The sequence below is a fragment of the Micromonospora sp. NPDC018662 genome (assembly GCF_044391475.1).
GTDB lineage: Bacteria > Actinomycetota > Actinomycetes > Mycobacteriales > Micromonosporaceae > Micromonospora.
Genome location: NZ_JBISAC010000001.1, coordinates 184943 through 210691, shown reverse-complemented (window position 1 = coordinate 210691; position 25749 = coordinate 184943). Strand labels below are relative to the sequence as shown.

Here is a 25749-nt window from a genome sequence, read left to right as displayed (position 1 = left end):
GACGTGGTGGACGTCTCGACGGTCGGGCGGTCCACCCGGTGGACCGCCCGACGTCATGATCAGCTCAGGGCACGTACGCCAGCAGCGCCCGGTTCCGGGCCGGTGCCGGCTCGGTCACCGTCCCGAGCGGCGCGAACGCGCGGTCGAGGACCGTGATGCCGGTTCCCCGCCGCAGCAGCACGGTGCCGTCGGCGTTGAACAGGACCGAGCGCACCTCGCCCGTGCCGGGCACGTCGACGACCTTGCCGGTGATGGTGTCGACCACCGCGAAGCTGCCGTCCCGGCGGGACGGGTCGGTGCCGATCCAGCCCACCGCCACGTACCGGCCGTCCATGGAGACGCTGCGCGCCTCCCAGCCGCCCCACTTGTCGGCCTCCTGCTTCGGCGGCGTGTAGGTGTACTGCCGCGTCCGGGTGCCGTCCGTGACGTACGGCTCACCCTCCGACACGGCGGCCAGCCAGGTGCCGTCGGCGGACCAGCAGCGATCCGTCTCCTGGCCGGGATCGCCGGGCACCGGCTGGCGAGCCGGTACGTCCAGCAGCACGGACTGGCCGTTCTTCTTCTGCACCATCAGCAGGTAGCCGCCCTGCCAGCGCAGCGGCCGGCTGCCGAGGCAGCTGATCCCCTCGGCCAGCGTCCTCGCCCCCTCCTTCCCGACGGTGGCGATCAGCAGGACGCCGCTCATGTTGTTGTCGGTGCTGTCCTGCACCCACACCACCCGGGTGCCGTCCGGCGAGACGCTGACGGTGTTGGCCGCGCAGCGACCGCCGGAGTGGACGACCTCGTGGACCACCTGGTCCCGCGTGCCCCGGACCGCGTGGATCCGGGACCGGGTGGACGTCTGCTCCAGGTAGTAGCGGGTGCCGGTCAGCGGCGACTGCGGCTGCCCGGCGCTCGTGCTCGGACCGTTCGACGGCGTGCGGGACGGCTCGACCGGCGGCGTCGGGGTGGTCTCGACCGGCGGCGGGGTGCTGGTCACCGACGGGACGGCCGGCGCGGGCCCCGAAGCGTCCGGCCGGATGGCGAGCGCGGTCCCGGTCGCGGCGGCCAGCACCAGCAGCGCGGCGGCGGAGGTGGCGACGGCCCGCTGGATGCCGAGCCGGCGGGAGGTACGCAGCGTCCGGTCCCGCAGGTCGACCGGGGTGACCTCCTCGGCCAGGTCGGCCAGGTCGAGACGCAGTCGGTCCTGGTTCATCGGACGGTTCCTTCCATGACGTACAGCTCGGCGAGTTCCGGGGCGACGGTGCGCAGCTTGGCCAGCGCCTTCGAGGTCTGGCTCTTGACCGTGCCGACGGTGACGCCGAGCAGCTCGGCGGCCTCGGTCTCGGTGCGGTCCTCGAAGAACCGCAGCACCAGCACGGCCCGCTGTTTCGCGGACAGCCGGGCCAGCGCGGCCCGGAGCGTGAGCCGGAGCGTGGTCTGCTGGGCGTGGTCGGGGCCCGAGTCGCCTCCGCGTGGCTCGGGCAGGTCGCCCGTCATCGACTCGGCCACCCGGCGACGTCGCCACCAGGAGACCTGGAGGTGGTACATGATCTTTCGGGTGTACGCCTCCGCGTTGCCGCTGTCGTGCAGCCGGCTCCAGGAGCGGTGGGTACGGGCGAGGGCGGACTGGACGAGATCCTCGGCCAGGTGCTGGTCACCGGTGAGCAGGTAGGCCGAGCGCAGCAGCGCCGGTGTGCGGGTGCGCACGAACGAGTCGAACTCACTCAGGAGAGGGTCCACACGAGCCGATCCTTCGGGTCAGTGGTGCGTCGGGTCTGATGCCTCCCCAGACGTCGCCTCGCCGCTCGATGGTTGCCGCCGCCGAGTGGTCGGTCCCGGCGGCTCAGTCCGCGAACACCGACCAGCAGATGTCGTTGCGCAGCCGCTGGTCGTCGAGGACCAGCTCACGGATCGCCGGCGGGAGCTGGTCGCGCTGCCACCGGCACTCGCGTCGGCCCGCCGCGTCCGCCTCCCCCGGCGGCGCGGCGGCGCGTACCGCCTTGATGGCGTACGCGGCGGCGCCCAGTTCGTGCGCGGCGACGTGGGCGACGGCTCCGGCCTGACCGGCCGCGTACGCGGCGTGCCGGGCGGATCCCCGCAGGTCCCGGGCCGCGCCCATGGCGTGACCGCCGGCCGCGCGGGACACCATCATGGTGACCTCGCCGCGTACCCAGGCCCGGATGTGTTCGATCGCCGCACGTGGACGCGGATCGTCGGGCCGGACCGTCTCGAAGAGGCCGAGGACGTGCTCCGCGCAGTCGGCGGCCCAGAGCGCGAGCAACCGGTGGTCGTCGTCGGTGAGCGTCCCGCCCCGACGGATCGTCACGAACCGGGGGTCCCGTACCGCCGGCAGGATCACGACGTGTGCTCCGTCCCGCCCGCGCGCAGGGCATCGTCCAGTGTGCTCATCAGCCGGGCGACCCGGCTGCTGCCGCCGGTCGCTGGCGGGTAGCGGCGGAGCACGTCGACGAGCACCGGCGTGGCCCACCGCCGCGAGCGGCCCAGCAGGGCGTCGCCGACCGCCGGGTCACCGCCCGCCGCCAACTCCCCGATGTGCGCCGCGCTCGCGGCGGCCCGCAGGATGTGGCCGACCTGGCTGGCCTGCGCGAGCGGATGCAGGTACGCCGCCGCCGCCGCGTCGCCTGCTGATCGCGCGGCCAGGCGCGCGGCCTCGGTGGGCGCGGACCGGGCCGCCCGGTGGGCGTCCATGGACGTCACGCGTTGCCGTCGCGTCCGGTCGGCGCCGTCGACGAACGCTCGGGCCGCGTCGATCGCCGCCCGGGGCCGCGGATCATCGGGTACGGCCTGCTCGAAGACCGGCAGGACATCCTCGGCGTGCCGGACCACGTAGTGCGCCACGACACGCAACTCGTCCATGGTCAGGTCGAAGTCTCCGGACACTCGGTGGATCGTATCCCCGACGGCGCGGTCAGCCCCGCCCCGCAGCGCCCCGACGATAGGGCCCCCAGCCGACGAAGCGGTCGAACAGCTCGCGTGGGGAGGGGCCGTCGTGCGGGTTGAGCCGGAACAGGTCGTGGGTGGCCTCGTGGTAGAGCCCGGAGAGATAGACGGCCAGGTCGACCGCATGGTCGGCGTACTCGGCGGTGAGCAGGAGACGGGCCGGGGCGCAGGGCCACGGGGAGCCGCAGGCGCGGCAGAGCCACAGCGGCCGGATCGGCAGGTGCGCCGGGTGGCCCGGCGGGCAGGCGCGCGGTCGGTCCGGGTGCGGCCCGAGCCGGGGTACGGGCAGGTTCATGCGTGACAGTGTGCTGATCGGGTCACTACGCTCGGAAGCCGTCGGGCCCGGTGCGGGGAGCATCCGGGAGCCGCACGGCTGATCGAGGGGGACGGGTGGAGAACGAGCCGACCGCCGAACTGATCCGCGCACAACTCCGCCGGCTGCGGCTGAAGGCCGAGCTGAGTCAGGAGGAGTTCGGGACGCTCGTGCTCTGCTGTCCAGATGGGAGAGTGTCCGGAGCGAGGCGCTTCCGCGCCAACGGTCGGCCGAGCTGATGAAGGAAGTGATGACCTCATGGAGCTGACCGGGGCGATCTGGCGGAAGTCCACCCGCAGCGGCACGCAGGGCGACTGCGTCGAGGTGGCGGGCAATCTGGTCGGGATGGTGGGGTGCGGGACAGCAAGGACCCAACCGGTCCCGTGCTCGCCTTCACCGCCGACGCCTGGCGCGCCTTCGTGCGGGTCAGCGCCGACCGCGACCCATTCACGCCATCAAGTTCGTAGGCCGCTCAACGATCAAACCTCGCCCCGTCGTCGATCGAGCTGATGAAGGAAGTGGTCGAGTCATGGAGCTGACCGACGCGATCTGGCGGAAGTCCACCCGCAGCGGCCAGAGCGAATGCGTCGAGGTGGCGGGCAATCTGGTCGGGGTGGTCGGGGTGCGGGACAGCAAGGACCCGACCGGTCCCGTGCTCACCTTCACCGCCGACGCCTGGCGTGCCTTCGTCCGGGTCAGCGAGGGCTACGCGTCGCGCTGATCAACACCGTGTGCTTGCGTACCCGGAAGGTGCCCGCCGCCTCGATGCGGGCCCGGACCACGTTCCCGGCGGCCGACTCCTGCGCGGCGGTGAGCGGCCCGACCATGCTGGCGAGGTACGCCAGCACCGGTGCCACGGCGGGGACCGGCAGCTCGTCCAGGTAACGCTCCACCGTCACGTCGGTGAAGGGCGCCGCGATCCGAGCCGGCGGCCGGTCAGAGATAGAGGCAGAACGGGTGACCGACCGGGTCGAGGTGCACCCGCACGTCGTCCTGGGGCTGGTAGTCGGCCAGCGTGGCCCCGAGCGACACCGCGTACGCCGAGGCCACGTCGAGGTCGTCGACCTTGATGTCGAGGTGGAGCATCATCGGCGGATCGCCCGGCCCGGCCGGCCACACCGGACGTACGTACGCCGGCTCGTCCTGGAACGCCAGCGTGGCACCGCCGTCCGGGGACGCCAGCACGACCCAGTCCGGCTCGTCCTCGCGTCGCGGCCAGTCGAGCAGCCGCTCGTAGAACACGGCGAGTTCCTGGGCGGACGGCGCGTCGAGCACTGTCGACGTCAACGAGAATCGCGGTCGGTCACTCATACCGGCCTTCCTACCCCATCGGCCCCGAAACGGATCGCGTCGCCGGCCGTGGTCGCCGTACGCTGCGGCAATGCTGCTGCGCATGTCGACCCTGCTGCTCCGGACCCTGCGCGAGGACCCGGCCGACGCGGAGGTGCCGAGCCACCGGCTGCTGCTCCGCGCCGGCTACGTCCGCCGGGCCGCGCCGGGCGGCTACACCTGGCTGCCGCTGGGCAAGCTGGTGCTGGACCGGATCACCGCGATCGTCCGGGACGAGATGGTGGCGATCGGCGACCAGGAGGTGCACTTCCCGGCGCTGCTGCCGGCGGAGCCCTACCGGACCAGCGGGCGGTGGACCGAGTACGGCGACGACATCTTCACGCTCGCCGACCGCAGGGGCGCCGAGCACCTGCTGGCGCCGACCCATGAGGAGATGGCCGCGCTGCTGGTGAAGGACCTGTTCCACTCCTACCGCGACTTCCCGGTGACGCTGTTCCAGATCCAGACGAAGTTCCGGGACGAGGCCCGCCCCCGGGCCGGCGTGCTGCGCGGACGCGAGTTCCTGATGAAGGACGCCTACTCCTTCGACCTGGACCCGGCCGGGCTCCGGGCCGCCTACGCCCGGCACCGCGAGGCGTACCAGCGGATCTTCACCCGGCTCGGGCTGGACTTCACCGTGGTGCGCGCGATGTCCGGGGCGATGGGCGGCTCCGCGTCCGAGGAGTTCCTGGCCGCCACGCCGGTCGGTGAGGACACCTACGTGGGCTGCACGGCCTGCGACTACGCGGCCAACACGGAGGCGGTGGTGACCCGCGCCCCGGCCGCCGGCGACCCGGACGCCCATCCTGCCACGGAGGTGCACGACACCCCGGAGACGCCGACCATCGCGGCCCTGGTCGACCTGGCGAACGCCCGCGCGCTCGCCGGGCGTACCGGTTGGACGGCGGCCGACACGTTGAAGAACGTGGTGCTGGCCGTCCGCCGGCCCGGCGCCGAACGCGCCGAGCTGCTGGTCGTCGGCCTGCCCGGGGACCGCGAGGTGGACCTGAAACGGGTCGGGGCGGTGCTGGCCCCGGCCACCGTGGCCGTGTTCGACGACTGGGCCGCGCACCCGGAGCTGGTGCGTGGCTATCTCGGGCCGCAGATCCTGGCCAAGCACGGGATCCGCTACCTGGTCGACCCCCGGGTGGTCCCCGGCACCACGTGGCTGACCGGGGCGAACGAGCCGGGGCGGCACGCCACCGACGTGGTGTGCGGGCGCGACTTCGGGCCCGACGGCACCATCGAGGCGGCCGAGGTGCGGCCCGGTGACCCCTGCCCGGCCTGCGCGGACGGTGAGCTGACCATGCGGCGCGGCATCGAGGTGGGGCACGTCTTCCAGCTCGGCCGCCGCTACACCGACGCGTTCGCGGTCGACGTGCTCGGCTCCGACGGCAAGCCGGTCCGGCCCACCATGGGCTGCTACGGCATCGGCGTGTCCCGGGCGGTCGCCGCCGTGGCCGAGCAGCACCACGACGACCGCGGGCTGGTCTGGCCGGCCGCTGTCGCGCCGTGCGACGTACACCTGGTGGCGGCCGGGAAGGGGCCGCAGCTCGACGCGGCGCTGGAGCTCGGCGGACGGCTCGCCGCCGCGGGCCTGCGGGTGCTGGTCGACGACCGCTCGCACGTCTCCGCCGGGGTGAAGTTCACCGACGCCGAGCTGATCGGCATCCCGCGCGCCGTTGTGGTCGGCCGCCGCCTCACCGACGGGTACGTCGAGCTGCGTGACCGGGCCACCGGTGAGCGCACCGAGCTGTCGGTGGAGGCCGTCGTCGAGCGCGTGCTCGGCGAACTGGACGCGACGCGCCGCAACCGGGTGTAGCGATCGCCCCACCGGGTACCGCAATCGGATCGACCGTAGCGTTCGGAGGCTCTCATGTACCGCGTCAGTGACGTGATGACGAAGCAGGTTGTCTACCTTTCCGCGGAGACCCCGTTGGACGAGGCGGCCCGGGTGATGAAGGAGTCGGACATCGGCGACGTGGTGGTGACCGACGGCGCCACGCTCGCCGGCATGTTGACCGACCGGGACATCGTGGTGCGGGCCGTCGCCGAGCGCGCCGATCCGGGCACCACCACGATCGGGTCGATCATCACGCGTGAGGTCGTCATGATCGAGCAGCACTGCACGGCGAACGAGGCGGCCGCGTTGATGCGCGAGCGCAACATCCGCCGGGTGCTGGTCTGCGACAGCGATCGGAAGCTGGTCGGCATCGTCTCCCTCGGCGATCTGGCCATGCAGCTCGACCCCCAGTCGGCGCTCAGCGACATCAGCCAGGCCGCCCCGAACGCGTGAAAGGCGGCGGCGGATAGCCTCGACACATGCCCGAGATGCCGACCAAGCTGGCCGAGATCGTCGACGAGTTCGCCGCCGCCCCGCGCGACGTCGTGCTGGAGATGCTGCTGGAGTTCGCCGACGTGATCCCGCCGCTGCCGGCGGGCGTCGACCGGGAGGAGCTGGAGCAGGTCCCCGAGTGCCAGACCGCGTTCTTCCTGCGCGCCGAGGTGAACCCGGACAAGACGGTGACCACGGTCTTCGACTGCCCGCCGGAGGCGCCCACCACCCGGGCGTTCGCCGGCATCCTCGCCGAGGGGCTGGCCGGGGCGAGCGCCGACCAGGTGCTGGCCGTGCCGGACGACCTCTACCAACGGATGGGGTTGGCCCAGGCGATCAGCCCGCTGCGGGTACGCGGCGGCACGGCCATCCTGGCCCGGCTGAAGCGGCAGGTCCGGGAACAGATCGCCTGACCGGCGGGTTGTCGCTGGTCATGGAGATCGAGATCTACGCCGACGTCGTCTGCCCCTGGTGCTGGATCGGCAAGCGCCGGCTCGAGCAGGCCCTCGACTCGTACGAGGGTGAGGTGACCGTCCGGTACCGGCCGTTCCAGCTCGACCCGACACCGGTCACCGAGCCGAGGCCGCTGCTCGACGCGCTCGCTGACAAGTTCGGTGGCCGGGACAAGGCCGAGGGCATGGCCGCCCACGTCTCCGGTGTCGCCGCGGGCGCGGGACTCGACCTGCGGTTCGACCGCGCGGTGGCGGCGAACACGTTCGACGCGCACCGGCTGGTGCGGTTCGCCACCGAGCACGGTCGGGCCGCCGAGACGGTCGAGCGACTCTACCGGGCGCACTTCTTCGACGGCCTCGACGTCGGTTCGATCGACGTGCTGGTCGCGCTCGCCGGTGAGGCGGGGCTGGACGAGACCGAGGCGCGCCGCTACCTGACGTCGAACCTCGGCCGCCGCGAGGTGGCCGCCGAGCTGAGCGCCGCGCACCAGCTCGGCGTCTCCAGCGTGCCGACGTTCGTGCTGGCCGGGAAGTACGCCGTGACCGGCGCCCAGGAGCCGGAGACGCTGCTCGCCGCGCTGCGTGAGGTCGCGCAGCGCGAGGCAGCCCGGTGATGTTTCACGTGGAACAAGATCGATGCGGGTGAGCGGCTAGGCGGGCCGGGCCAGCCCGTCCACCACCTGCGCCCCGGGCAGCGCGCCGAGCGCCGGCCCGGGCACGGCGATCTTGCTGCGCCGTACGCCCGACCCGATGATCACGTGGGGCGTGGCGATCACCCGTGCGTCGACCAGGATCGGCCACTCCTCGGGCAGCCCGATCGGGGTGATCCCGCCGTACTCCATCCCGGTCAGCTCCACCGCCTCGGCCATCGGCGCGAAGCTCGCCTTGCGCACGTCGAGCAGCTTGCGGACCACGCCGTTCACGTCGACCCGGGTGGTGGCGAGCACGATGCAGGCGGCGTACCGGGTCTCGCCGCCGCGCTTGCCGGCGACCACCACGCAGTTGGCGGACTCCGCCAGCCCCACCTCGTACGCAGCGCAGAAGGCCGCGGTGTCGGCCAGGTCGGCGTCGATCGGGGCGACCAGCACGTCGTCCACGTCCACCGGTGCCTCGTCCGGCCACCGCTCCACCGCCGCGGCGACCGGCGGGGCCAGCAGATCCAGCCGGAGCCGGGCCGACTCGGTCTTCAGCGTCCCCATCACGGGTGCGATCCTCGCACCCGCGCCCGCGATCCGCTCGTCAGGGTGGGGCCTCACACCTCGGTGAGCTGGCGGCGTTGCAGCGGCTCGGGGCGGTTCGCCTCGGCATCCTGGATGCCGTGCCGGACGCCGACCCGGATCACGCCGTAGAGGAAGACGAAGCCGAAGACGTAGAGCACCACGGTGGCGACGAAGACGAGCATGGGATCACGGTAGGTCGACAGCGGACGCGATCCGGTCTCATCTTCGTCCGGTTCCCCCGTACGTGTCAGCGAGGTGGTCGGCCCAGGTCCGGACGCCGGTCGGCCTGGCGGTCGTGGTGAGGGCACCGGCGCGCAGCTCACGGCCGAGCCGACCGGGAATCCGCACCGGCAGCAGCGGCCGGCGGGACCCTCGGGCGGCCAACCAGCTCCGGGCCGCCTCGTCGAAGCGGAGCCCGTCGGGCCCGCGCCGGGCCGGTTCGGTCCGGCCGACGGTGGGACGGGATGCCGGGGCGATTCGTGACCGCTCGGGCGTGTCGCCCGCTCGGAAGACGACCGGCCCGGAGCGGTATGACAAGGAGGCATAATTATGCCGGAGAGGTATACCGCTGCCGAGCAACACCTTCCGGCGCGGGCATCACGCAGCGTGTGCATGTCGGCCGCGAACGCGGTCAGCCCGCCGTCGACGGGGTCACCCGGCCGGCGAGCAGCAGGCCGAGCAGGCCACAGCCGGCCGCCACGGCGAGCGTGGCCGCGTAGCTGGCCGGGCCGGGTGACGACCCGCTGGCCAGCAGCGCCCCGGTCAGCGCCAGCACGGTGGCGGCCGCCAGCGAGTCGCCCAGTTGCAGCGCCGAGGAGTTCCGGCCCTGCTCGGCCGGGGCGGACAGCTCCAGCGTGAGCACCGACAGCGAGGGGTAGAGCAGTCCCATGCCGAGGCCGGCGACCGCCCAGGCGGACACCGCGAGCGCCACCGGAACTCCCGGCAGCAGCGCCGACGCGACGCCCGCCGTGCCGACGGCGATGCAGGCCAGCCCGGCCCGGGGCAGGCTGGCCGCGGAGCGGGGCGCGGCGATCCGCCCCTGAGCCCACGACCCCACCGACCAGGAGAGCGCCCCGACGGTGAGCACCAACCCGGCACCGGTGGGTGTGAACCCGCGCTCCCGGGAGAGCATCAGCGGGATCACCACCTCCGCGCCGACGAACGCGGCCGACGCCAGCCCGCGCAGGCCGATCACCGTCGGCAGCCCGCGCGCGGCCCGCAGGAACCCGGGCGGCAGCAACCGGGGTACGCAGGCGAGCAACCCGGCCAGCGCCACGCCGATCAGGCCGGCGGCGAACGCGCCGCGCTGCTGCCCCCCGTAGTGCAGCAGCGCGGCGCTCGCCCCGGCACCGCAGGCCCAGCCCACCCGGGCCAGCGCACCGGCCGGCGGCCTGGTCGGCACGGTGCCGGCCAGCGTCCGCAACCCCGGCTGGATCAGCAGCACCGCCGGCACCGCGACCGCCGGCACCGCGAGGAACACCCAGCGCCAGCCCAGGTGCTCCACGATCAGGCCGGCCAACGCCGGACCGACGAGCGACGGCACCACCCAGGCCGCGGCGAAGGCGGCGAACATCCGCCGCCGCAGCCGCTCCGGGTACGTGTGCCCGACGATCACGTAGAGCGCCACGGAGAGCAGGCCGGAGCCGAAGCCCTGCACCACCCGCCCGACGACCAGCATCCCCATGGTCGTGGCGGCGCCCGCCACCGCCAGTCCGGTGACGAACCAGGCGACCCCGTGCCACATCGCCGGCCGTGGCCCGCGCGCGTCGCACCAGATGCCGGACGCCACCATCGCCACCACGCCGGAGGCGAACGGGCCGCCGAAGGCCAGCGCGTACAGGCCGAGCCCGTCCAGGTGGCGCGCGACCGTCGGCATGGCGGTGCCCACCGCGAGTGCCTCGAACGCGAGCAGCGACACCAGGGCGACGCTGCCCACGGTCATGGCACGCAGGCGCGGCGACCAGAGGTTCCGGTCCTCCGCTACGGCGGTGGCGGCGATCGTCATGAGCCCAGCCTGGGCCCTCAACCGCGGTTGAGGTCAACTGTGGGCCCGGTCTCGTCAGGCGGTCTCCAGCGCCTCGCCCACGCCCTTCACCAGACCGGAGAAGTGCTGGTCGGCCAGGACGTGCCCGGCGGTGATGACCAGGGCCAGCGGCCACTCGATGACCTGGAGCGCGGTGAGCACCCCGATGCCGGCGTAGTAGGCCAACTTGTCCGGCGGGGGCACCGCCACCTCACCCAGCAGCGGGACGTCCACCCGCCGGCTGTACGCCCGGACCATCTCCCGCGAGCCGCTCAGGTGTCGTGTCAGCGTGCTCATCCCAGCCTCCCCGGTTGCGACGACGGCATCGACCCGACCGGCATTCCACCGCCCCCGGCGTCCATGCCCCGGGCAGTGGGGAAACTTCCCCCTCCCGGAGGGCATAACGGACGCCGCGCCGGGAAGTCGGGCCGCCGGGACGAGTCCGGGAGGCGAGATGGCGTACGGCTTCGCCGGTCTCCTGCTGTCGCCGGCCGCCGTGCCGGACGCGGTCGCGCGGGTCGCCCGTACCGTCGGGTCGGCCCTGCCGGGTGCCCCCGTGCCGCCCGGGATCGCCGAGGCGGCGGGCGCCGTCGGTGCCGCCGCCACCCGGCTGGCCCGGGTGACCGGTCTGACCCGCCGTCGGGTGTGGTCCGCCGACGGCCGGCACCACATCGAGGTGCACGGTGTCTGTCAGGACGGCGGGGACCGGCTGGCCCGGCAGGTCGAGGCGGCGCTGGCGGCCGTCCCGGGGGTGGCCTGGGCGCGGGTGAACGCGCCCTCCGGCCGGGTGGTGGTCGCCACCCGGGAACCGGCGCCGAAGCTGCGGGACCTCATCGACACGGTGGCGCGCGCCGAGCACACCTGCCCGTACGAGCCGGACCCGGAGATCCCGCCGCCGCATCCGCCCGAGGAAGGGCCCCGCACCCCCCGTACGCTCGGCGCGCTGGCCTCCGACGCGCTCGGCCTGACCATCTCCGCGGCCACCCGGATCCTGCCGTTCACGCCCGTCCCCGGCGAGGTCGCGGGCCTGCTGACCGCGGTCGACCTGCACCCGAAGCTGCACGCGCTGGCCGACCGGGGCCTGCGCGCCGACCCCCGCGCCGAGGTGTTCTTCCCGCTGGCCGAGGCGGTGGTGCAGGGCCTGACCGGCGGCTGGGCCGGCATCGTGCTCGACGGCGCGCAGCGGGTGGTGCAGTGGGGTGAGGCGCGCGCCCAACTCGCCGCCTGGAGCCGGGCCGAACCGGGGCTGACCGGCGACCCGGAGCGGGCGGTCGCGCGGGTGCCGGACGGCGAGCGTCCCTGCCCGGTCCCGGACGGCCAGGCCGAGCGCTACGTCCAGCGGATGCTCACGGCCGGCGCGGCCGCCGGCGCGGCGGCGCTCCCGGTGGCCGGCGGCAAGCGGGCCGCCGCGCTGGCGCTCTCCTCGCTGTCCAAGGCACCCGGCAGCGGACGCGAAGGGTACGCGGCGCAGCTCGGCCGGATGCTGGCCCGGCGCGGCGTGATCGCGATGGACCGGAGCGTGCTGCGCGAGTTGGACCGGATCGACACGGTGCTGCTGGACGCGGCGGTGCTCGGCTCCGACCGGGGCGTGCTCGCCGACCTGGCGCCGCTGCCCGGCGCCGACACCGGCCAGGTGGCCGCCCGGGCGTTCGCCCTCTTCGACCCCGCCGACCCGGACGCGGTACGCGCCGACGGCGGCTGGCGGATCGGGCCGCTGGACCACCTGGACGTCGAGGATCCCGGGGACACCCCGGACAGCGAACGGCTGCGCGCCGACGGCGGACGGCTGCTCGGACTGGCCGAGGGCGGCCGGCTCGCCGCCGTGCTGCGGGTCGAGCCGGAACCCGCCCCCGGGGTGGACGCGCTCATGTCCGCCGCCCGCCAGGCCGGCTTCCGGCTCGTGATCGGCGGCGCCGCGGACGGCGGCCACGACGACGCGGACCGGCGGGTGCCGGGTGGGGCCCGGCTCGCCGGCGCGGTACGCGACCTGCAACGCGAGGGCGCGGTGGTGCTGGTGGTCTCCGGCGACCGGCCGGCGCTCGCCGCCGCCGACTGCGGTCTCGGCGTGTCCGCGCCCGACGACCTGCCCCCGTGGGGCGCACACCTGCTGGTCGGCGACGACCTGCGCATCCCGGCCCTGCTCGTCGACGCCGCCGGGGTCGCGCGCCGGATGACCGGGCAGAACATCCGGATCGCCATGGCCGGCAGCGGGCTCGGCGCGCTCGGCGCGTTCACCGCCGACCGGCGGCAGCTACCCGGCCGGACCATGGCGGCGGTGAACGGCGCCGCCGCGGTCGCGTTCGCGCACGGTGTGTTCCGGGCACACCGGCTGCCGGACCGTACCGGCACCCCGGTGCCCGCGCTCACCGCCTGGCACCTCATGCCGGTGGAGACCGTCCTCGACCAGCTCGGCACCCGCCCCGGCGGGCTGACCGACGAGGAGGCGGACCGTCGCCGGGGCGCCGCGGCCGGCGACGCGCACGGGCCGGCCGGGCTGCTCCGCGCGTTCGTCGACGAGCTGTCGAACCCGCTCACCCCGGTGCTGGCCGCCGGCGCGGTGCTCTCCGCCACGTTCGGCTCACTCGTCGACGCGGCCCTGGTCGGCGGCCTAGTCGGCGGTTCCGCGCTGATCGGCGCCGTGCACCAGCGCAACACCGAACGCTCGCTGGCCGAACTGTTGTCCCGCTCGGCGGTCACCGCGCGGGTGCGGCGCGACGGCGCGGAACGGGTGGTCCCCGCCGAGGACCTGGTGCCCGGTGACGTGATCAGCATCTCCTCCGGTGACGCCGTACCGGCCGACTGCCGGGTGCTGACCAGCGACGGGCTGGAGGCCGACGAGTCGTCCCTGACCGGTGAGTCGCTGCCGGTGGCGAAGAGCCCCGACCCGGTGGTCGCGGCCGCGATCGCCGAGCGGCACTCGATGCTGTTCGAGGGCACCACCGCGGCCGCCGGGCACGGCACCGCCGTGGTGGTGGCCACCGGCGCGGCGACGGAGTCGGGGCGGAGCCTGGCGCTGGCCCGGCAGACCCCGCCGGTCAGCGGCGTGGAGGCGCGGCTGGGGAAGCTGACCAGCACCGCCGTACCGCTGGCGGCCGGGTCGGCGATCGCGGTGGCCGGGGCGGGGCTGCTGCGGGGCGTACCCCTGGCCGAGACGGCGGCGACCGCCGCGAACCTGGCCGTGGCGTCGGTGCCGGAGGGGCTGCCGTTCCTGGTCAGCGCCGCGCAGCTGGCGGCGGCGCGGCGGCTGGCCGAGCACGGCGCGCTGGTCCGCAACCCCCGCACCATCGAGGCGCTGGGCCGGGTCGACGTGCTCTGCTTCGACAAGACCGGCACCCTGACCGAGGGGAAGCTGCTGCTGGCCGGCGTCGGCACCGGCGACGACCGGTACGCCCCGGCGGACCGCCTCGACGACGAGCCCCTCCGGTCGACGCTGGCCGCGGCGCTGCGGGCCACGCCGGCCGCCGCGGACCCGGACGAGTTGCCGCAGCAGACCGACCGCGCGGTACGTCGGGGCGCGAACGCGGCCGGGGTGACCGAGCGCACCGGGGCGGCGGAGTGGACCGCCACCGGCGGGCTGCCGTTCGAGCCGTCCCGGGGCTACAGCGCCACTGTCGGCCGCACCGCCGACGGGTCGCTGCTCAGCGTGAAGGGCGCGCCCGAGTCGGTGCTGCCGCGCTGCGCGTCCCGGCGGACGGCGGCCGGTGACCGGCCGTTGGACGCGGCCGGCCGGGACGAGGTGCAGGCCATGCTGGCCGGCCGGGCCGGCGCCGGGCACCGCATCCTCGCCGTGGCCGAGTGTCAGGTGTCCACCGACGCGGTCACCGACGAGCAGGTCGACGGGCTGGTCTTCGTGGGCTTCCTGACGCTCGCGGACGGGGTGCGGGAGAGCGCCCGGCCGGCGGTGGCGCGGATCCGGGCCGCCGGCGTGCACACCGTCATGATCACCGGCGACCATCCGGCCACCGCCGAGGCGATCGCCGCCACCATCAGTCCCGACCACGGCGAGCAGCGGGTGGTGACCGCCACCGACCTGGACCGGCTCGACGACGCCGCGCTCGCCGAGCGGCTGATGGCCACCGACGTGGTGGCCCGCTGCACGCCCGCCCACAAGGTACGGATCATCCAGGCGTTGCAGCGTCAGGGCCGGACCGTGGCGATGACCGGCGACGGCGCCAACGACGCCCCGGCGATCCGGCTGGCCGACGTCGGCATCGCGCTCGGCCAGCGCGGCACCCCGGCCGCCCGCGCCGCCGCCGACCTGGTGGTCACCGACGACCGGCTGGAGACGATCATCGCCACGCTGGTCGAGGGGCGGGCCATGTGGTCGTCGGTACGGCACGCGCTGAGCATCCTGGTCGGCGGCAACCTCGGCGAGATCGCGTTCAGCGTGCTGACCGCCGCCTCGACCGGCCGGTCCGCGCTGACCGGGCGGCAACTGCTGCTGGTCAACCTGCTCACCGACCTGGCGCCGGCGCTGGCCATCGCGGTCCGGCCGCCGGCCGACGACCGCGCCGACCACCTGCTGCGGGAGGGCCCCGACTCGTCGCTCGGCGCCACCATGACCCGGGAGATCGGGCTGCGCGCGGCGGCGACCACGCTGGGCGCGACCGCCGGCTGGACGCTGGCCCGGTGGACCGGCACGCAACGCCGGGCCGGCACCGTCGCGCTCGCCTCGCTGATCGGCACCCAGCTCGGCCAGACCGTGCTGGCCGGCGGCACCAGCCCCACCGTGCTGGCCGCCACCGCCGCGTCCGTCGGCGTGCTGGTCCTGGTGGTGCAGACGCCCGGGGTCAGCCAGTTCTTCGGCTGCACACCGCTCGGCCCGGTGGGCTGGACCATCGCCACCGGTTCGGCGCTCGGCGCGACGTTCGCCAACGGCGCGCTGACCCGGCTGGTGGACCGCCTGCCGCAGCCCGGCTCGTCCTGACGGACGCCCTACTGCCAGGTGGCGGCGGCCCGGCGCAGCCGGTCGTTGATCGCCCGCCCGACCCCTTCGTCGGGTACCGGCTCGGCGACGATCTCGGTCACCCCGGCCGCGTCCAGCCGGTGCAGCGCGTCGAAGAGGCGCGCGGCGGCCGCCGGCAGGTCACCGGCGGGAGACAGCACCTCCACCGCCGCCCAGTCGCCGTCCGCCGGCGGCTCCCGGAAGGCCAGGAATCCCCGTCGGCCGCCGTCGCGCGCGCCCGCCGCACCCAACCGCAACGGGGTACGCGGAGCGTAGTGCGCGGCCAGCGTCCCGGGCGCGACCGGCTGGCCGGAACTGCCCTGGCGTACGTCGACCGGTCCGACCGCCTCGACCAGCGCCTCGACCGGCAGCGCGCCCAGCCGCAGCACCACCGGCCGCTCGCCCCGCGCGTCCACGATGGTCGACTCGATGCCGCAGCGGGTGGGCCCGCCGTCGAGCACCACGTCCACCGCGCCGCCCAGCCCGGCCACCACGTGCTCGGCCCGGGTGGGGCTGAGCTGCCCGAACCGGTTGGCGCTCGGCGCGGCCACCGGCACGCCGGCGGCGGCGATCAGCGCCCGGGCGGCCGGCTCGTCGGGCACCCGGACGGCCATGGTGTCCAGGCCGGAGGTGACGATCGGCGGGATCGCCGCCGGCCGGTCCACGATCAGCGTGAGCGGGCCGGGCCAGAACCGCTCCGCCAGCGCGGCCACGGCCGGCGGCACGGCGCCGACCAGCCCGGGCAGGTCGGCGGCGTCGGCCAGGTGGCTGATCAGCGGGTCGAAGCTGGGCCGGGCCTTCGCCTCGAAGATCCGCGCCGCGGCCCGGGCGTCGAGCGCGTTCGCGCCCAGCCCGTAGACCGTCTCGGTGGGAAAGGCGACCAGCCCGCCGGCGCGCAGGACGGCGGCGGCCTCGTCGATGCCACTGCCGGCCGGCAGGACGCGCGGGGTTCCGGTGCTCACGCTGCGACGCTAGCCTGCCCCGCTCGCCGCCCCGTCCCGGCCCCGCCGCACCGTCAGTCGGCGGGGTGCTCCGCATCGGGGAGGGTGGGCGCGTCGGTGGGGTAGAGGCCGGCGGCGAAGCCGTACACCTGGTCGCCGGCGCGGGGAATCTGGGCGAACCGCCGGGCCAGCGCCTGCACCTCCGCCCAGAACTCCCGCACGTCCTCGACCGGGATGCGCGCGTGCACCAGCGTGCACCGAAGCTCGTCGGCGGCGTGTGCGGCGGCGGCCTCCGCCGCGGCCTCGGCCAGACCGTTGATCCGGGCGACGACCTGCCGGTCCTCCGGCCGGTTGAGCGTGCCGACGTAGAACGTGCGCGCGACCCGGCCGTAGAAGCGTTCCTCGATGGCCCGGATCCGGCGGGTACGCACCACCCGCAGCAACCCGGCGTCGACGAGCTGGTTCACGTGGTAGGCCACGCTGCTCTTCGGCCGGCCCACGGCCCGGGCCAGCTCGTTGACCGTGGCCGCGCGCTCCAGCAGCAACTCCAGCAGGGTGCCCCGCAGGGGATCGGCGAGCGCACGCAACTGCTCGGGTGCGGAGACCACGAGCAGGTCGTCAAGGTCGTAGTCCGGGACCCGCTTATTGACCGACATTTCTCGACCGTTCTAACATTCTGGTTCGTTCGATGATTCTGGTCCGACAATCAGGAGTCTAGAGATGGCCGAGATCCTCCTCTTCCACCACCTGCAAGGGCTCACCGACGGCGTACGCGCCCTCGCCGAAGCCCTCGGTGCGGGCGGGCACACCGTGCACGTCCCCGACCTCTTCGACGGCGAGCGTCCGGCCAGCGTCGAGGAGGGTTCGGCGCTGGTCAAGCGCATCGGCGCCGACGTCCTCGACCAGCGCGCCGACCAGATCGCCGCGGACCTGCGCCCCGACCTGGTCCACACCGGCGTCTCCTGGGGCGCCGCCATCGCCCAGCGACTCGCCCAGACCCGACCCGGCGCGCGGGCCGCCCTGCTCTACGAAGCCTGCCTGCCGGTCACCGGCGAATGGGCGCTCGGCCCCTGGCCCGACGGCGTGGCGGTGCAGGTGCACGGCATGGAGCGGGACCCGTTCTTCGGGCTGGAGGGCGACGTCGACGCCGCCCGCGAACTGGTCTCGATCGTCGGTCCGGACCGGGCCGAGCTGTTCGTCTATCCCGGCGACCGGCACCTGTTCACCGACAGCTCGCTCCCGTCGTACGACGCCGAGGCGACCGCGCTGGTGGTGACCCGCAGCCGCGACCTCCTCGACCGGTTGGGGTGACCAACGGAACTCAGCGCCCCTTCGCCAGCGCCTCCACCTCGGCGAAGCTCGCCACCCGGTCACACTCGTCATCGGTCAGCCTGTTGATCAGCGCCTTGGCCGCCTGAGCCTGCGGAGTGGTGGGCAACGCGCCCGCGACCAGCTCCGGCAGCGCCAGCTCGTAGCCCACGCGCGCCCGGGGGGAGTACCGCTCCCGGGTGCGTACCACCGCGGTCGCCACCCGTACCGCATGCTCGTTGCCGGGCGTCACGTGCGGACGGTCGACCTCCCGCGCCCCGAACCGCATCCGGTGGTGGAACTCGCACTGCTCGCAGGTCACCGGCCCGCCGGTCAACCGGGCTCCGCAGGCGGGACACGTCAGTCGGTCGAGCGCACCGTCCACCGTCCGCCAGTCGTACGCCGCAGGATCGCCCACGACCAGCCAGGCCAGCTCGGTCTCCTCCGGGGACCCGGGAGCCACGTCCAGCTCGCGCAGCAGCAGCTCCCAGGCACCACGGATCTCTCTTTCCAGCCCCGCCACGGTGTCGGCCAGCAGCGGACTTCGCCAGACGGGCACGGACGTTACCTGTACTGGGCGATCTGGATGAGGTTGCCGCACGTGTCGTCGAAGACGGCGGTGGCCACCGGGCCCATGTCCACCGGCTCCTGCGTGAACAGCACGCCGAGCTGCCGCAGCCGGTCGTGCTCGGCGGCGACGTCGTCCACCGCGAACTGGGTGAACGGGATGCCGTCGGCCGCCAGGGCCTCCTTGAACGCCTTGGCGGCCGGGTGGGCGTCCGGCTCCAGCAGCAGCTCGACCCCCTCGGGGGCGTCCGGCGAGACGACGGTCAGCCAGCGGTGCTCGCCGGTCGGCACGTCCGTCTTCTTCACGAAGCCCAGCACGTCGGTGTAGAAGCGCAGGGCCTTCTCCTGGTCGTCGACGTACACGCTGGTCAGGTTGATTCTCATGAGGTCTCCCGGGTGGGTTCGGGCCTGAGCCACCGCTCGGCGATGGCGCGCAGCGGCCGGGTGTCGAGGTGGTGGAACTTGTACCGGCCCTGCCGGCGCGTGACGACCAGGCCGGCGGCCTCCAGCACGTCGAGATGCTGGGAGATCGCCTGCCGGGACGAGCCGACCTGGTGCCGGGTGGCCAACCGGCCGCAGATCTCGAACAGCGTCTGACCGTCGCGCTCGGTCAGCTCGTCGAGGATCAGCCGGCGGGTGGGGTCGGCCAGCGCCTGGTACAGATCACCCACGTCAGCCACTATAGGCAAGTCATTACTTGCCTACAATGGGGATGTCCATGAGGCGGCGAACGCACTGCACCTGATACGAATGGAGATCACCATCGCCAACCTCGCCCGCGGAAGGCATCCATGACTCGTCAGCGCGCCCTTGCCGCCGTCCTTCTGGTCGTAGCGTTCCTGGCGCTGGTCGCCTCGCGCGCTTTCCCGTTCCGGGACGACATCCCAGACGTGGCGCAAGCTGCCATCGCGATCGCAGGAGCCGCCTGCGGCCTGGCAGGTGTGGGGCTGTGGTTGCGCGGGACAACCGATTCCGAGGGCTGACAACGGCTGATCTTCCCGCGGCGGGCTGCCGCGGTCGTCGATCAGGTGTCGGGCGAGGAAGAGACGGCGTGACGGCTTGCGCGATGGTTCCGAGACGACTCCACCGGACCGCCGGCCATTCGCCATGACCTGGAACTCGTTGACCTCTCTGGTCGGCGAACAGGCAGCCCGGGTGACGCCAGGAGCTAGGACCGTAGAACATTTAGTTCTACACTCGTGTCATGGAACGCATCGGTGTCCGAGAGCTGAACCAGAACACGAGCCAGGTGCTGGCTCGCGTGAGTGGCGGCGAAACCGTCGAGATCACCGACCGGGGACACCCGATCGCGCGACTTGTTCCGGTAGGCGACGACAGGTCGATACTGGCCAAGTTGGTAGCGGCAGGACGAGCCGTCGCCCCCACCGGCGGCGGCTCTGTGCCACTTCCACCGAAGCTCGGTGACGAAAAGGTGGACGTGGCAGCTTCGCTCGCTGCGATGCGCGACGAGGAGCGCTGGTGATCTATCTCGATTCAGCTGCCGTCGTCAAGCTGGTTCGGCAGGAGATCTACAGCGCCGACCTTGTCTCTTGGCTCAACTCGCACGACGACGTGCCGCTGGTCTCCTCCGCCCTCGTCGAGGTGGAAGTGCCCCGAGCGCTGCGCCGTTCAGCTCCGCAAGCGTTGATCGGAGTGCCGGCTGCCGTCGGCCGGCTGTTCCGACTGGAGATCGACAGCACGATCCGTGCGACCGCAGCCGCGTTCGCCGAGCCGACGCTCCGCAGCCTCGACGCCATCCACCTGGCCACCGCCCAGGTGTTGACCAACGAGTCAGGCACGGCACTGACCGCCTTCGTCACCTACGACCGGCGGCTACTCGAATGCGCCAAGGAAGCAGGACTACCCGTAGCAAGCCCCGGCCAGAACTGATCCACAAATCCACCACCCGGTGCATGGTCCGGCCGCCGTCCGGCAGCGCGACCACGACATCGGCCGTGGCCTGCGTTTCCGCGACCTTGCACCCCTCCGTTCGGGTATCCGTTTCGGGTGGAAACCGGGGGACTCGAACCCCTACCCCTGCCTTCACCTGGGCCGGGGACGCCTGCTCATCTGCGAAACGAGGTGCTTCGCAGATGAGCACATTGCTCGGCGCGGGCTGGTCACTGGACAGCGTGAAACGCTTGGCTGTACGAATGGCTGTCCTCGGACCCGAGATCAACCGAGGAAAGTGCTGGTGGAGCCCAGGGGACTCGAACCCCTAACCCCTGCCTTGCAAAGGCAGTGCTCTGCCAGTTGAGCTAGGGCCCCGAGACGGCGCTCAGCGCAGGTCGGGGGCGGTGGTGGCCTCGTGCCACAGGGCGCGCTCGTCGTTCGACGCCTTGACCTTCTTGGCCACGACGGCGGCCACCCCGACGATGCCGGCCAGGATCAGGAGCTTCTTGAACATGGGATTGACCCCTCGCGCTCGACGACCGTCGGACGATGTGCGGTGGGGCTAGCTGGAATCGAACCAGCGACCTCAGAGTTATCAGCTCTGCGCTCTAACCGACTGAGCTATAGCCCCGCGTGGCGACGAGCAAGGTTAACCCATCCCCGTCAGCGCGCCCAAATCGGGGTCCCCTGGCGGAAACACCCGCGCCATCACGTCTCGAACCTACCCGGACGCACGACGCCGGGGCGACCGCTTTACGCGGCGCCCCGGCGTCGGTCTGTATCAGTCCCGCTCGGCGAGCGTCAGCTCGATCCCGCCGACCAGGTCGGCGCAGACGTTGTAGACGAACGCGCTCAGCGTGGCCAGCGCGGTGAACAGCACCACGTTGACCAGGCCGATCAGCGCGGACGTCAGGATCACGCCCTTCGCGGTGATGCGGAACCCGCCGCCCCCCGAACCGCCGCCGGCGTTCACCAGATCGGTCAGGCTGTCGTTGACGCTCTTGAACACGCCCATCGCGTCGAGCGCGAGGTAGAGCACCGACGTGGCCACGACCACCACGATGAAGAGCACCACCGAGACCGCGAAGGCGAACTTCATCACGGACCACGGGTCGATCCGCTTCAGGTTCAACCGGGCCCGGCGGGGCCCGCGCGACGCGGCCGAACTGACCGAGGTACGCGCGGCGCGTACCGCCTCACCCACGCGCGCGGCGCCGACCGCCGCCGCGCCGCTGATGCCCGGCGGCAGGCCGCCCCCGTTGGCGGGGCGCCCCGGGGCGCCGCCGGCCGGGCCGGTGGCCTCGGGTGCCCCCTTCGGGGCGGTGCCCAGGCCGGCGCCGATGCGCGGCTGCGTGCCGGTCGTGCCGGTGGAGGCACGGGCGGTCGCTGTCGGCCTGGTCGGCGGTGTGCTCGTGGCGGGCTTCGGCGCGCCGAGAGCAGCGAAGCCCTCGGCCGACGTCGGCGCGTCGACCTTGGTCTCGGTCGAGTCGCGGGACTCCGAACCCTCGGCCGGCTTGTCGGGAGGCGGGGCCATGCCGGGGGCCCGGGTGAACTTCGGGGCAGGCGCGTCGGCGGGGACCGTGGCCCGACCCACGGCCGCACGGCCGGTCGCTGGTGTACCGCCCTGCGCGGCCTCCTCGTCGACCGGGGTGGCCGAGGTCCCCTTGTTCCCCGACTTCGCCTGTGTCTCCGTCATCAACTAGTCCTGTTCGTCAGGCTCGTCGGCATTGCGAGCAATCGCCACGATAGTCACGCCGTCCGGGAGGTCCATCAGCTTGACCCCCATTGTGTTCCGGTCACGCGTACGGCGTACAGGCTTCACCGGAGTCCGGATGACGCCGCCGTTGCTCGTGATGGCGAACAGCTCGTCCTCCGGATCGATCACGACCGCGCCGACCAGACCACCGCGCCGCTCGGTGATCTTCGCAGTCAGCACGCCCTTACCTCCCCGGCCCTGGACCGGGTATTCCTCGATCGGGGTACGTTTCGCGAACCCCCCGTTCGTCGCGACCAGCACGTCCAGGCCCTCCCGGACGACCTCCACGGCGAGCAGCTCGTCCTCGCCGCTGAAGCGCATGCCGATCACCCCCGAGGTGGCCCGGCCCATCGGACGCAGCGCCTCGTCGGTGGCGTTGAAGCGGATCGCCTGCGCGTTCTTGGAAACCAGCAACAGGTCGTCCTCCGGAGCCACCAACACCGCACCGACCAGCTCGTCCTCATCGCGCAGGTTGACCGCGATGATGCCGCCGGAACGGTTGGAGTCGAACTCCTCGAGCCGCGTCTTCTTCACCAGGCCGTTCTTCGTGGCCAGTACCAGGTAGGGCGCCACCTGGTAGTTCGGGATTTCGATGATCTGCGCGATCTGCTCGTCCGGTTGGAACGCGAGCAGGTTGGCCACGTGCTGGCCCTTGGCCACCCTACTGGCCTCGGGAAGCTCGTACGCCTTCGCCCGGTAGACCCGACCCTTGTTCGTGAAGAACAGGATCCAGTCGTGGGTAGAGCATACGAAGAAGTGGCTCACGATGTCGTCCTGCCGGAGCGTCGCCCCGCTCACGCCCTTGCCGCCACGCCGCTGCGACCGGTACAGGTCGACCTTGGTCCGCTTCGCGTACCCGGTGCGGGTGATCGTCACGACCACGTCCTCGCGGGCGATGAGGTCCTCCATGGAGACCTCGCCGTCGAACGGCACGATCTTGGTCCGCCGCTCGTCGCCCCACTTCGCGACGATCTCGCCCAGCTCGTCGGAGACGATCTTCCGCTGCCGCTCCGGCTTCGCCAGGATGTCCTTGAGATCGGCGATCTCCACCTCGAGCTTGGCCAGGTCGTCCAGGATCCGCTGCCGCTCCAGCGCGGCCAGCCGGCGCAGCTGCATGTCCAGGATCGCGGTCGCCTGGACCTCGTCGATCTCCAGCAGCCGGATCAGGCCCTGCCGGGCGTCCTCCACCGTCGGTGAACGCCGGATCAGGGCGATCACCTCGTCCAACGCGTCCAGCGCCTTGCTCAGGCCGCGCAGGATGTGCGCCCGCTCCTCCGCCTTGCGCAGCCGGAACGCGGTCCGCCGGCGGATCACCTCGATCTGGTGCTCGACGTAGTAGCGGATGAACTGCGCCAGGTTCAGCGTGCGCGGCACGCCGTCGACCAGCGCCAGCATGTTGGCGCCGAACGTCTCCTGGAGCTGGGTGTGCTTGTAGAGGTTGTTCAGCACCACCTTGGCGACCGCGTCACGCTTGAGCACCAGCACGATCCGCATGCCGGTACGCCCGGAGGACTCGTCCCGGATGTCGGCGATGCCGGCGAGCTTCCCCTCCTTGATCAGCTCGGCGATCCGCTCGGCGAGATTGTCCGGGTTGACCTGGTAGGGCAGCTCGCTGACCACCAGTGCCGGCCGGCCCCGCTTGTCCTCCTCCACCTCGACCACCGCGCGCATCCGGATCGAGCCGCGCCCGGTCCGGTACGCGTCCTGGATGGCCTGCTGGCCCACGATCAGGCCGTAGGTCGGGAAGTCCGGGCCCTTGACGATCTCCAGCAGGGCTTCCAGCGTGGTCGCCTCATCGGCCTCCGGGTGCTCCAGGCACCACTGCACCGCCGCGCCGATCTCCCGCAGGTTGTGCGGGGGGATCTTGGTGGCCATGCCGACCGCGATGCCCTCGGAGCCGTTGATCAGCAGGTTCGGGATCCGCGACGGCAGGATGGTGGGCTCCTTGGCCCGGCCGTCGTAGTTGTCCTGGAGGTCGACGGTGTCCTCGTCGATGTCCCGCAGCATCTCCATGGCCAGCGGGTCGAGCTTGCACTCGGTGTTGTGGCTGACGAACCCGTCGGAGACGAAGGAGTGGTCGTCGGTGTCGACCCGGATGCTGTAGACCGGCTGAACTCCGGCATCAGTGACCTCGGTCACCTCGGCGTAGTAGAACCGGCCGTCGACCAACGGCTCGACCACGTCGAGGATGCCCGGCTCGGTGATCCGGGCGGCGATCTCGTCGCGGTCCCGCTCCCACCGCTCCACCCGGTCCACGTTGTGCCGGCGCAGCCAGTCGCGCTCGGTCCACCGCGTGGCGCCGTGCTCGCGGATGAAGTCACCGACGAACGGCACCATGTCGCCGGAGAGCGCGGTGCTGCTCGCCGGCACCTGGGCCAGTTCCGACTCCAGCTTGGTCTGCTTACGGCCGAGGAAACCGACCTGGGCGGCGAAGATCCGCACGTCCCGCCGGTTGGTGACCACGACCTTGATCTCGCCGTCGTCGTACCGGCACTGCCGGCTGATGACACCGAACTCCAGCAGGAGCTGCTGCACCTCGCGGGCCAGACGCTCGCTGCGCGTCGAGTACGACACCTGGATGGTGTGGCGCGGCAGCAACGACGACGATCCGTCGCCCTCGAACAGTGCCTGAAGAAAGGCGCGCTTCACCGCGGCCGGCCCACGCCAGACGAACTCCGGCACGAACTTGGCGGCGCTGCGCGCGCCGACCAGCTCGCCCAGCACGCTCGCGCGCAGCGCGGAAAGGTTCTGCACGTCGAGCTCGTGCAGCGTGCTGCCGGAGGCGATGACCCGCTCGGAGACATACCGGGGACCGCCCACCGCGAGGTCGTAGGCGGCGAGGACCCGAACGAAGAACTCCCGGTCCACGTTGTCGAATCCGGCCCGGCTCTCGGACACCCACCCCTCGGACACGAACGCGCCGGCAAGGACGGCCGCCTCGACGTGCTCCAGCATCGGGTAGCCGATCTCGTCCGGCACGCTGCGCTGGAGGACCACCCGGTCGCCCGGGGAGACCTCGGCGAGCAGCTTCCACAGCAGGGTCGGCACGCCGGCCACGTTCACCAGGCAGAGCACCGGGTGGTTGTGGGTGCCGGTCAGCTCGTACCCCTCACGGGTGCGCAGCCGCAGCGTGGGGTGCTCGCCGGAGTGGAAGAACTTCGACGCGCGGACCAGGTCGCCGTTGCGGTCGCGGACCTTCAGCTCGACGTCGGTCTCGCTGCTCGGCGCGACGTCCGGCACGACGTCGCCGATCCGCACGCTGCCGTCAGCGGTACGAATGCGGACATCTGGGGTAATGCAGTATCTCATGGCCGCAGCCGGGTCATTTCCGGGCGAACCGAAGTTGCCGTTGCCGTCCACCAGTGGGTAGCGCAGCGACCACTGCTGCGCCATCCGGACCAGCGCGTCGTAGATGGCCGAGTCGCCGTGCGGGTGGAACTGGCCCATCACGTCGCCGACCACGCGGGAGCACTTCACGTAGCCCCGGTCCGGCCGGTAGCCGGAGTCGAACATCGCATAAAGGATCTTGCGGTGGACCGGCTTGAGCCCGTCCCGCACGTCCGGCAGGGCGCGCCCGACGATGACGCTCATCGCGTAGTCGAGGTACGAGCGCTGCATCTCGACCTCGAGGCCGACCGGCTCGATGCGGTCGTGCTGGACGACCGCGGCCAGTGTCTCCGGGGCTTCCGGCTCGTTCGGGGTGGACTCGGGAAGATCGGTCACT

29 protein-coding genes, 2 tRNA genes and 1 pseudogene are annotated in these 25749 nt (G+C 72.9%); 11 read left to right on the top strand and 21 right to left on the bottom strand.

Annotation, left to right across the window (positions count from 1 at the left end):
• Positions 1-64: 64 nt before the first annotated feature.
• From ACH495_RS01040 to ACH495_RS01020, 5 genes are all read right to left on the bottom strand, one after another.
• The gene (locus tag ACH495_RS01040) at positions 65-1195 is read right to left on the bottom strand and encodes a hypothetical protein (RefSeq protein WP_396855736.1); all 1131 of its coding nucleotides are present in this window, start codon (positions 1193-1195) and stop codon (positions 65-67) included.
• Positions 1192-1722 carry a SigE family RNA polymerase sigma factor gene (locus tag ACH495_RS01035; RefSeq protein WP_396855735.1) on the bottom strand — a complete coding sequence of 177 codons (531 nt, stop codon included), beginning with the start codon at positions 1720-1722 and terminating at the stop codon, positions 1192-1194. Before ACH495_RS01035 ends, ACH495_RS01040 begins: the two co-directional genes overlap by 4 nt.
• Before the next feature lie 103 nt (positions 1723-1825).
• Positions 1826-2341 (bottom strand): putative immunity protein, encoded by a 516-nt coding sequence (locus ACH495_RS01030; RefSeq protein WP_396855734.1) that lies wholly within the window; start codon positions 2339-2341, stop codon positions 1826-1828.
• Positions 2338-2883: a putative immunity protein gene (locus ACH495_RS01025; RefSeq protein WP_396855733.1), complete on the bottom strand. Its 546-nt coding sequence runs from the start codon at positions 2881-2883 to the stop codon at positions 2338-2340. The genes ACH495_RS01030 and ACH495_RS01025 overlap by 4 nt, the downstream gene beginning before the upstream one ends.
• Positions 2884-2911: 28 nt before the next feature.
• Positions 2912-3238, bottom strand: a complete 327-nt coding sequence (locus ACH495_RS01020) for a hypothetical protein (RefSeq protein WP_396855732.1) — start codon at positions 3236-3238, stop codon at positions 2912-2914.
• Between the two features lie 276 nt (positions 3239-3514).
• Between ACH495_RS01020 and ACH495_RS01015 the strand changes: the two are divergent.
• A pseudogene (locus ACH495_RS01015) lies at positions 3515-3723 on the top strand (DUF397 domain-containing protein).
• A 62-nt stretch (positions 3724-3785) separates the two neighbouring features.
• A complete protein-coding gene (locus tag ACH495_RS01010; protein ID WP_396855731.1) occupies positions 3786-3977 on the top strand; it encodes a DUF397 domain-containing protein in 192 nt (63 codons plus the stop codon).
• Here the strand turns inward: ACH495_RS01010 and ACH495_RS01005 are convergent.
• Together ACH495_RS01005 and ACH495_RS01000 are read right to left on the bottom strand one after the other, a co-directional pair.
• Positions 3952-4155 (bottom strand): hypothetical protein, encoded by a 204-nt coding sequence (locus ACH495_RS01005; RefSeq protein WP_396855730.1) that lies wholly within the window; start codon positions 4153-4155, stop codon positions 3952-3954. The genes ACH495_RS01010 and ACH495_RS01005 overlap by 26 nt on opposite strands.
• A 37-nt stretch (positions 4156-4192) precedes the next feature.
• Positions 4193-4567, bottom strand: coding sequence for a VOC family protein (locus tag ACH495_RS01000; protein ID WP_396855729.1), 375 nt, complete (start codon positions 4565-4567; stop codon positions 4193-4195).
• Between the two features lie 70 nt (positions 4568-4637).
• Between ACH495_RS01000 and ACH495_RS00995 the strand changes: the two genes are divergently transcribed.
• The 4 genes from ACH495_RS00995 to ACH495_RS00980 are packed head-to-tail and all read left to right on the top strand — an operon-like array spanning position 4638 to position 7986.
• Positions 4638-6407, top strand: a complete 1770-nt coding sequence (locus tag ACH495_RS00995; RefSeq protein ID WP_396855728.1) for a proline--tRNA ligase — start codon at positions 4638-4640, stop codon at positions 6405-6407.
• Positions 6408-6461: 54 nt separating this feature from the next.
• Positions 6462-6881, top strand: coding sequence for a CBS domain-containing protein (locus tag ACH495_RS00990; protein ID WP_396855727.1), 420 nt, complete (start codon positions 6462-6464; stop codon positions 6879-6881).
• Positions 6882-6907: 26 nt separating this feature from the next.
• On the top strand, positions 6908-7333 hold the full coding sequence (locus ACH495_RS00985; RefSeq protein ID WP_396855726.1) for a SufE family protein: 426 nt from the start codon (positions 6908-6910) through the stop codon (positions 7331-7333).
• 20 nt (positions 7334-7353) lie between these two features.
• Positions 7354-7986, top strand: a complete 633-nt coding sequence (locus tag ACH495_RS00980; protein ID WP_396855725.1) for a DsbA family protein — start codon at positions 7354-7356, stop codon at positions 7984-7986.
• Positions 7987-8022: 36 nt separating this feature from the next.
• On the opposite strand, the gene ACH495_RS00975 is transcribed toward ACH495_RS00980, so the two are convergent.
• The 4 genes from ACH495_RS00975 to ACH495_RS00960 all read right to left on the bottom strand — a co-directional run bounded on the left by ACH495_RS00975 (position 8023) and on the right by ACH495_RS00960 (position 10912).
• Positions 8023-8571, bottom strand: a complete 549-nt coding sequence (locus ACH495_RS00975) for a YbaK/EbsC family protein (protein WP_396855724.1) — start codon at positions 8569-8571, stop codon at positions 8023-8025.
• A gap of 53 nt (positions 8572-8624) precedes the next feature.
• Entirely contained in the window at positions 8625-8774 is a 150-nt protein-coding gene (locus ACH495_RS00970; protein WP_199199841.1) for a hypothetical protein, read from the bottom strand.
• A gap of 449 nt (positions 8775-9223) precedes the next feature.
• Positions 9224-10597 (bottom strand): MFS transporter, encoded by a 1374-nt coding sequence (locus tag ACH495_RS00965; protein ID WP_396855723.1) that lies wholly within the window; start codon positions 10595-10597, stop codon positions 9224-9226.
• A gap of 54 nt (positions 10598-10651) precedes the next feature.
• Entirely contained in the window at positions 10652-10912 is a 261-nt protein-coding gene (locus ACH495_RS00960; protein ID WP_281933880.1) for a hypothetical protein, read from the bottom strand.
• 157 nt (positions 10913-11069) lie between these two features.
• Here ACH495_RS00960 and ACH495_RS00955 point away from each other — a divergent pair, with 157 nt between their 5' ends.
• Positions 11070-15542 (top strand): HAD-IC family P-type ATPase, encoded by a 4473-nt coding sequence (locus ACH495_RS00955; RefSeq protein ID WP_396855722.1) that lies wholly within the window; start codon positions 11070-11072, stop codon positions 15540-15542.
• An 8-nt stretch (positions 15543-15550) separates the two neighbouring features.
• On the opposite strand, the gene ACH495_RS00950 is transcribed toward ACH495_RS00955, so the two are convergent.
• Both ACH495_RS00950 and ACH495_RS00945 read right to left on the bottom strand, forming a co-directional pair.
• Complete coding sequence (locus tag ACH495_RS00950; RefSeq protein ID WP_396856485.1) at positions 15551-16498, bottom strand: L-threonylcarbamoyladenylate synthase; 948 nt, start codon at positions 16496-16498, stop codon at positions 15551-15553.
• Between the two features lie 77 nt (positions 16499-16575).
• On the bottom strand, positions 16576-17157 hold the full coding sequence (locus ACH495_RS00945; protein WP_396855721.1) for an ArsR/SmtB family transcription factor: 582 nt from the start codon (positions 17155-17157) through the stop codon (positions 16576-16578).
• Between the two features lie 64 nt (positions 17158-17221).
• Here ACH495_RS00945 and ACH495_RS00940 point away from each other — a divergent pair, with 64 nt between their 5' ends.
• The gene (locus ACH495_RS00940; protein ID WP_396855720.1) at positions 17222-17812 is read left to right on the top strand and encodes a dienelactone hydrolase family protein; all 591 of its coding nucleotides are present in this window, start codon (positions 17222-17224) and stop codon (positions 17810-17812) included.
• Positions 17813-17822: 10 nt separating this feature from the next.
• On the opposite strand, the gene ACH495_RS00935 is transcribed toward ACH495_RS00940, so the two are convergent.
• Genes ACH495_RS00935 through ACH495_RS00925 form a run of 3 tightly spaced genes read right to left on the bottom strand, consistent with a single transcriptional unit; the run spans position 17823 to position 19059 of the window.
• Complete coding sequence (locus ACH495_RS00935) at positions 17823-18368, bottom strand: hypothetical protein (RefSeq protein WP_396855719.1); 546 nt, start codon at positions 18366-18368, stop codon at positions 17823-17825.
• A gap of 5 nt (positions 18369-18373) precedes the next feature.
• Complete coding sequence (locus tag ACH495_RS00930) at positions 18374-18760, bottom strand: VOC family protein (protein WP_396855718.1); 387 nt, start codon at positions 18758-18760, stop codon at positions 18374-18376.
• Positions 18757-19059, bottom strand: a complete 303-nt coding sequence (locus ACH495_RS00925; RefSeq protein ID WP_396856484.1) for an ArsR/SmtB family transcription factor — start codon at positions 19057-19059, stop codon at positions 18757-18759. The genes ACH495_RS00930 and ACH495_RS00925 overlap by 4 nt, the downstream gene beginning before the upstream one ends.
• A gap of 108 nt (positions 19060-19167) precedes the next feature.
• On the opposite strand from ACH495_RS00925, the gene ACH495_RS00920 reads away from it, so the two are divergent.
• The 3 genes from ACH495_RS00920 (at position 19168) to ACH495_RS00910 (ending at position 20266) form a co-directional block, all read left to right on the top strand.
• A complete protein-coding gene (locus ACH495_RS00920; RefSeq protein WP_396855717.1) occupies positions 19168-19359 on the top strand; it encodes a hypothetical protein in 192 nt (63 codons plus the stop codon).
• Between the two features lie 221 nt (positions 19360-19580).
• Positions 19581-19859, top strand: a complete 279-nt coding sequence (locus tag ACH495_RS00915; RefSeq protein WP_396855716.1) for a type II toxin-antitoxin system Phd/YefM family antitoxin — start codon at positions 19581-19583, stop codon at positions 19857-19859.
• Positions 19856-20266 carry a type II toxin-antitoxin system VapC family toxin gene (locus tag ACH495_RS00910; RefSeq protein ID WP_396855715.1) on the top strand — a complete coding sequence of 137 codons (411 nt, stop codon included), beginning with the start codon at positions 19856-19858 and terminating at the stop codon, positions 20264-20266. The genes ACH495_RS00915 and ACH495_RS00910 overlap by 4 nt, the downstream gene beginning before the upstream one ends.
• Before the next feature lie 302 nt (positions 20267-20568).
• On the opposite strand, the gene ACH495_RS00905 is transcribed toward ACH495_RS00910, so the two are convergent.
• The 5 genes from ACH495_RS00905 to gyrA all read right to left on the bottom strand — a co-directional run bounded on the left by ACH495_RS00905 (position 20569) and on the right by gyrA (position 25748).
• A tRNA-Ala gene (locus ACH495_RS00905) sits at positions 20569-20644 on the bottom strand.
• Between the two features lie 10 nt (positions 20645-20654).
• A complete protein-coding gene (locus ACH495_RS00900; protein WP_013283222.1) occupies positions 20655-20783 on the bottom strand; it encodes a DLW-39 family protein in 129 nt (42 codons plus the stop codon).
• A 43-nt stretch (positions 20784-20826) separates the two neighbouring features.
• A tRNA-Ile gene (locus tag ACH495_RS00895) sits at positions 20827-20900 on the bottom strand.
• 150 nt (positions 20901-21050) lie between these two features.
• Complete coding sequence (locus tag ACH495_RS00890; protein ID WP_396855714.1) at positions 21051-21965, bottom strand: DUF3566 domain-containing protein; 915 nt, start codon at positions 21963-21965, stop codon at positions 21051-21053.
• Positions 21966-21968: 3 nt separating this feature from the next.
• Positions 21969-25748: an intein-containing DNA gyrase subunit A gene (gene gyrA, locus ACH495_RS00885; RefSeq protein ID WP_396855713.1), complete on the bottom strand. Its 3780-nt coding sequence runs from the start codon at positions 25746-25748 to the stop codon at positions 21969-21971.
• Position 25749 lies beyond the last annotated feature (1 nt).

Coding starts and splice junctions, on each gene's coding strand:
- ACH495_RS01040 (WP_396855736.1), bottom strand. CDS start 1,195: ATGAACCAGGACCGACTGCGTCTCGACCTGGCCGACCTGGCCGAGGAG.
- ACH495_RS01020 (WP_396855732.1), bottom strand. CDS start 3,238: ATGAACCTGCCCGTACCCCGGCTCGGGCCGCACCCGGACCGACCGCGC.
- ACH495_RS01010 (WP_396855731.1), top strand. CDS start 3,786: ATGGAGCTGACCGACGCGATCTGGCGGAAGTCCACCCGCAGCGGCCAG.
- ACH495_RS01000 (WP_396855729.1), bottom strand. CDS start 4,567: ATGAGTGACCGACCGCGATTCTCGTTGACGTCGACAGTGCTCGACGCG.
- ACH495_RS00995 (WP_396855728.1), top strand. CDS start 4,638: ATGCTGCTGCGCATGTCGACCCTGCTGCTCCGGACCCTGCGCGAGGAC.
- ACH495_RS00990 (WP_396855727.1), top strand. CDS start 6,462: ATGTACCGCGTCAGTGACGTGATGACGAAGCAGGTTGTCTACCTTTCC.
- ACH495_RS00985 (WP_396855726.1), top strand. CDS start 6,908: ATGCCCGAGATGCCGACCAAGCTGGCCGAGATCGTCGACGAGTTCGCC.
- ACH495_RS00980 (WP_396855725.1), top strand. CDS start 7,354: ATGGAGATCGAGATCTACGCCGACGTCGTCTGCCCCTGGTGCTGGATC.
- ACH495_RS00975 (WP_396855724.1), bottom strand. CDS start 8,571: ATGGGGACGCTGAAGACCGAGTCGGCCCGGCTCCGGCTGGATCTGCTG.
- ACH495_RS00970 (WP_199199841.1), bottom strand. CDS start 8,774: ATGCTCGTCTTCGTCGCCACCGTGGTGCTCTACGTCTTCGGCTTCGTC.
- ACH495_RS00965 (WP_396855723.1), bottom strand. CDS start 10,597: ATGACGATCGCCGCCACCGCCGTAGCGGAGGACCGGAACCTCTGGTCG.
- ACH495_RS00960 (WP_281933880.1), bottom strand. CDS start 10,912: ATGAGCACGCTGACACGACACCTGAGCGGCTCGCGGGAGATGGTCCGG.
- ACH495_RS00955 (WP_396855722.1), top strand. CDS start 11,070: ATGGCGTACGGCTTCGCCGGTCTCCTGCTGTCGCCGGCCGCCGTGCCG.
- ACH495_RS00945 (WP_396855721.1), bottom strand. CDS start 17,157: ATGTCGGTCAATAAGCGGGTCCCGGACTACGACCTTGACGACCTGCTC.
- ACH495_RS00940 (WP_396855720.1), top strand. CDS start 17,222: ATGGCCGAGATCCTCCTCTTCCACCACCTGCAAGGGCTCACCGACGGC.
- ACH495_RS00930 (WP_396855718.1), bottom strand. CDS start 18,760: ATGAGAATCAACCTGACCAGCGTGTACGTCGACGACCAGGAGAAGGCC.
- ACH495_RS00920 (WP_396855717.1), top strand. CDS start 19,168: ATGACTCGTCAGCGCGCCCTTGCCGCCGTCCTTCTGGTCGTAGCGTTC.
- ACH495_RS00915 (WP_396855716.1), top strand. CDS start 19,581: ATGGAACGCATCGGTGTCCGAGAGCTGAACCAGAACACGAGCCAGGTG.
- ACH495_RS00900 (WP_013283222.1), bottom strand. CDS start 20,783: ATGTTCAAGAAGCTCCTGATCCTGGCCGGCATCGTCGGGGTGGCCGCC.
- ACH495_RS00890 (WP_396855714.1), bottom strand. CDS start 21,965: ATGACGGAGACACAGGCGAAGTCGGGGAACAAGGGGACCTCGGCCACC.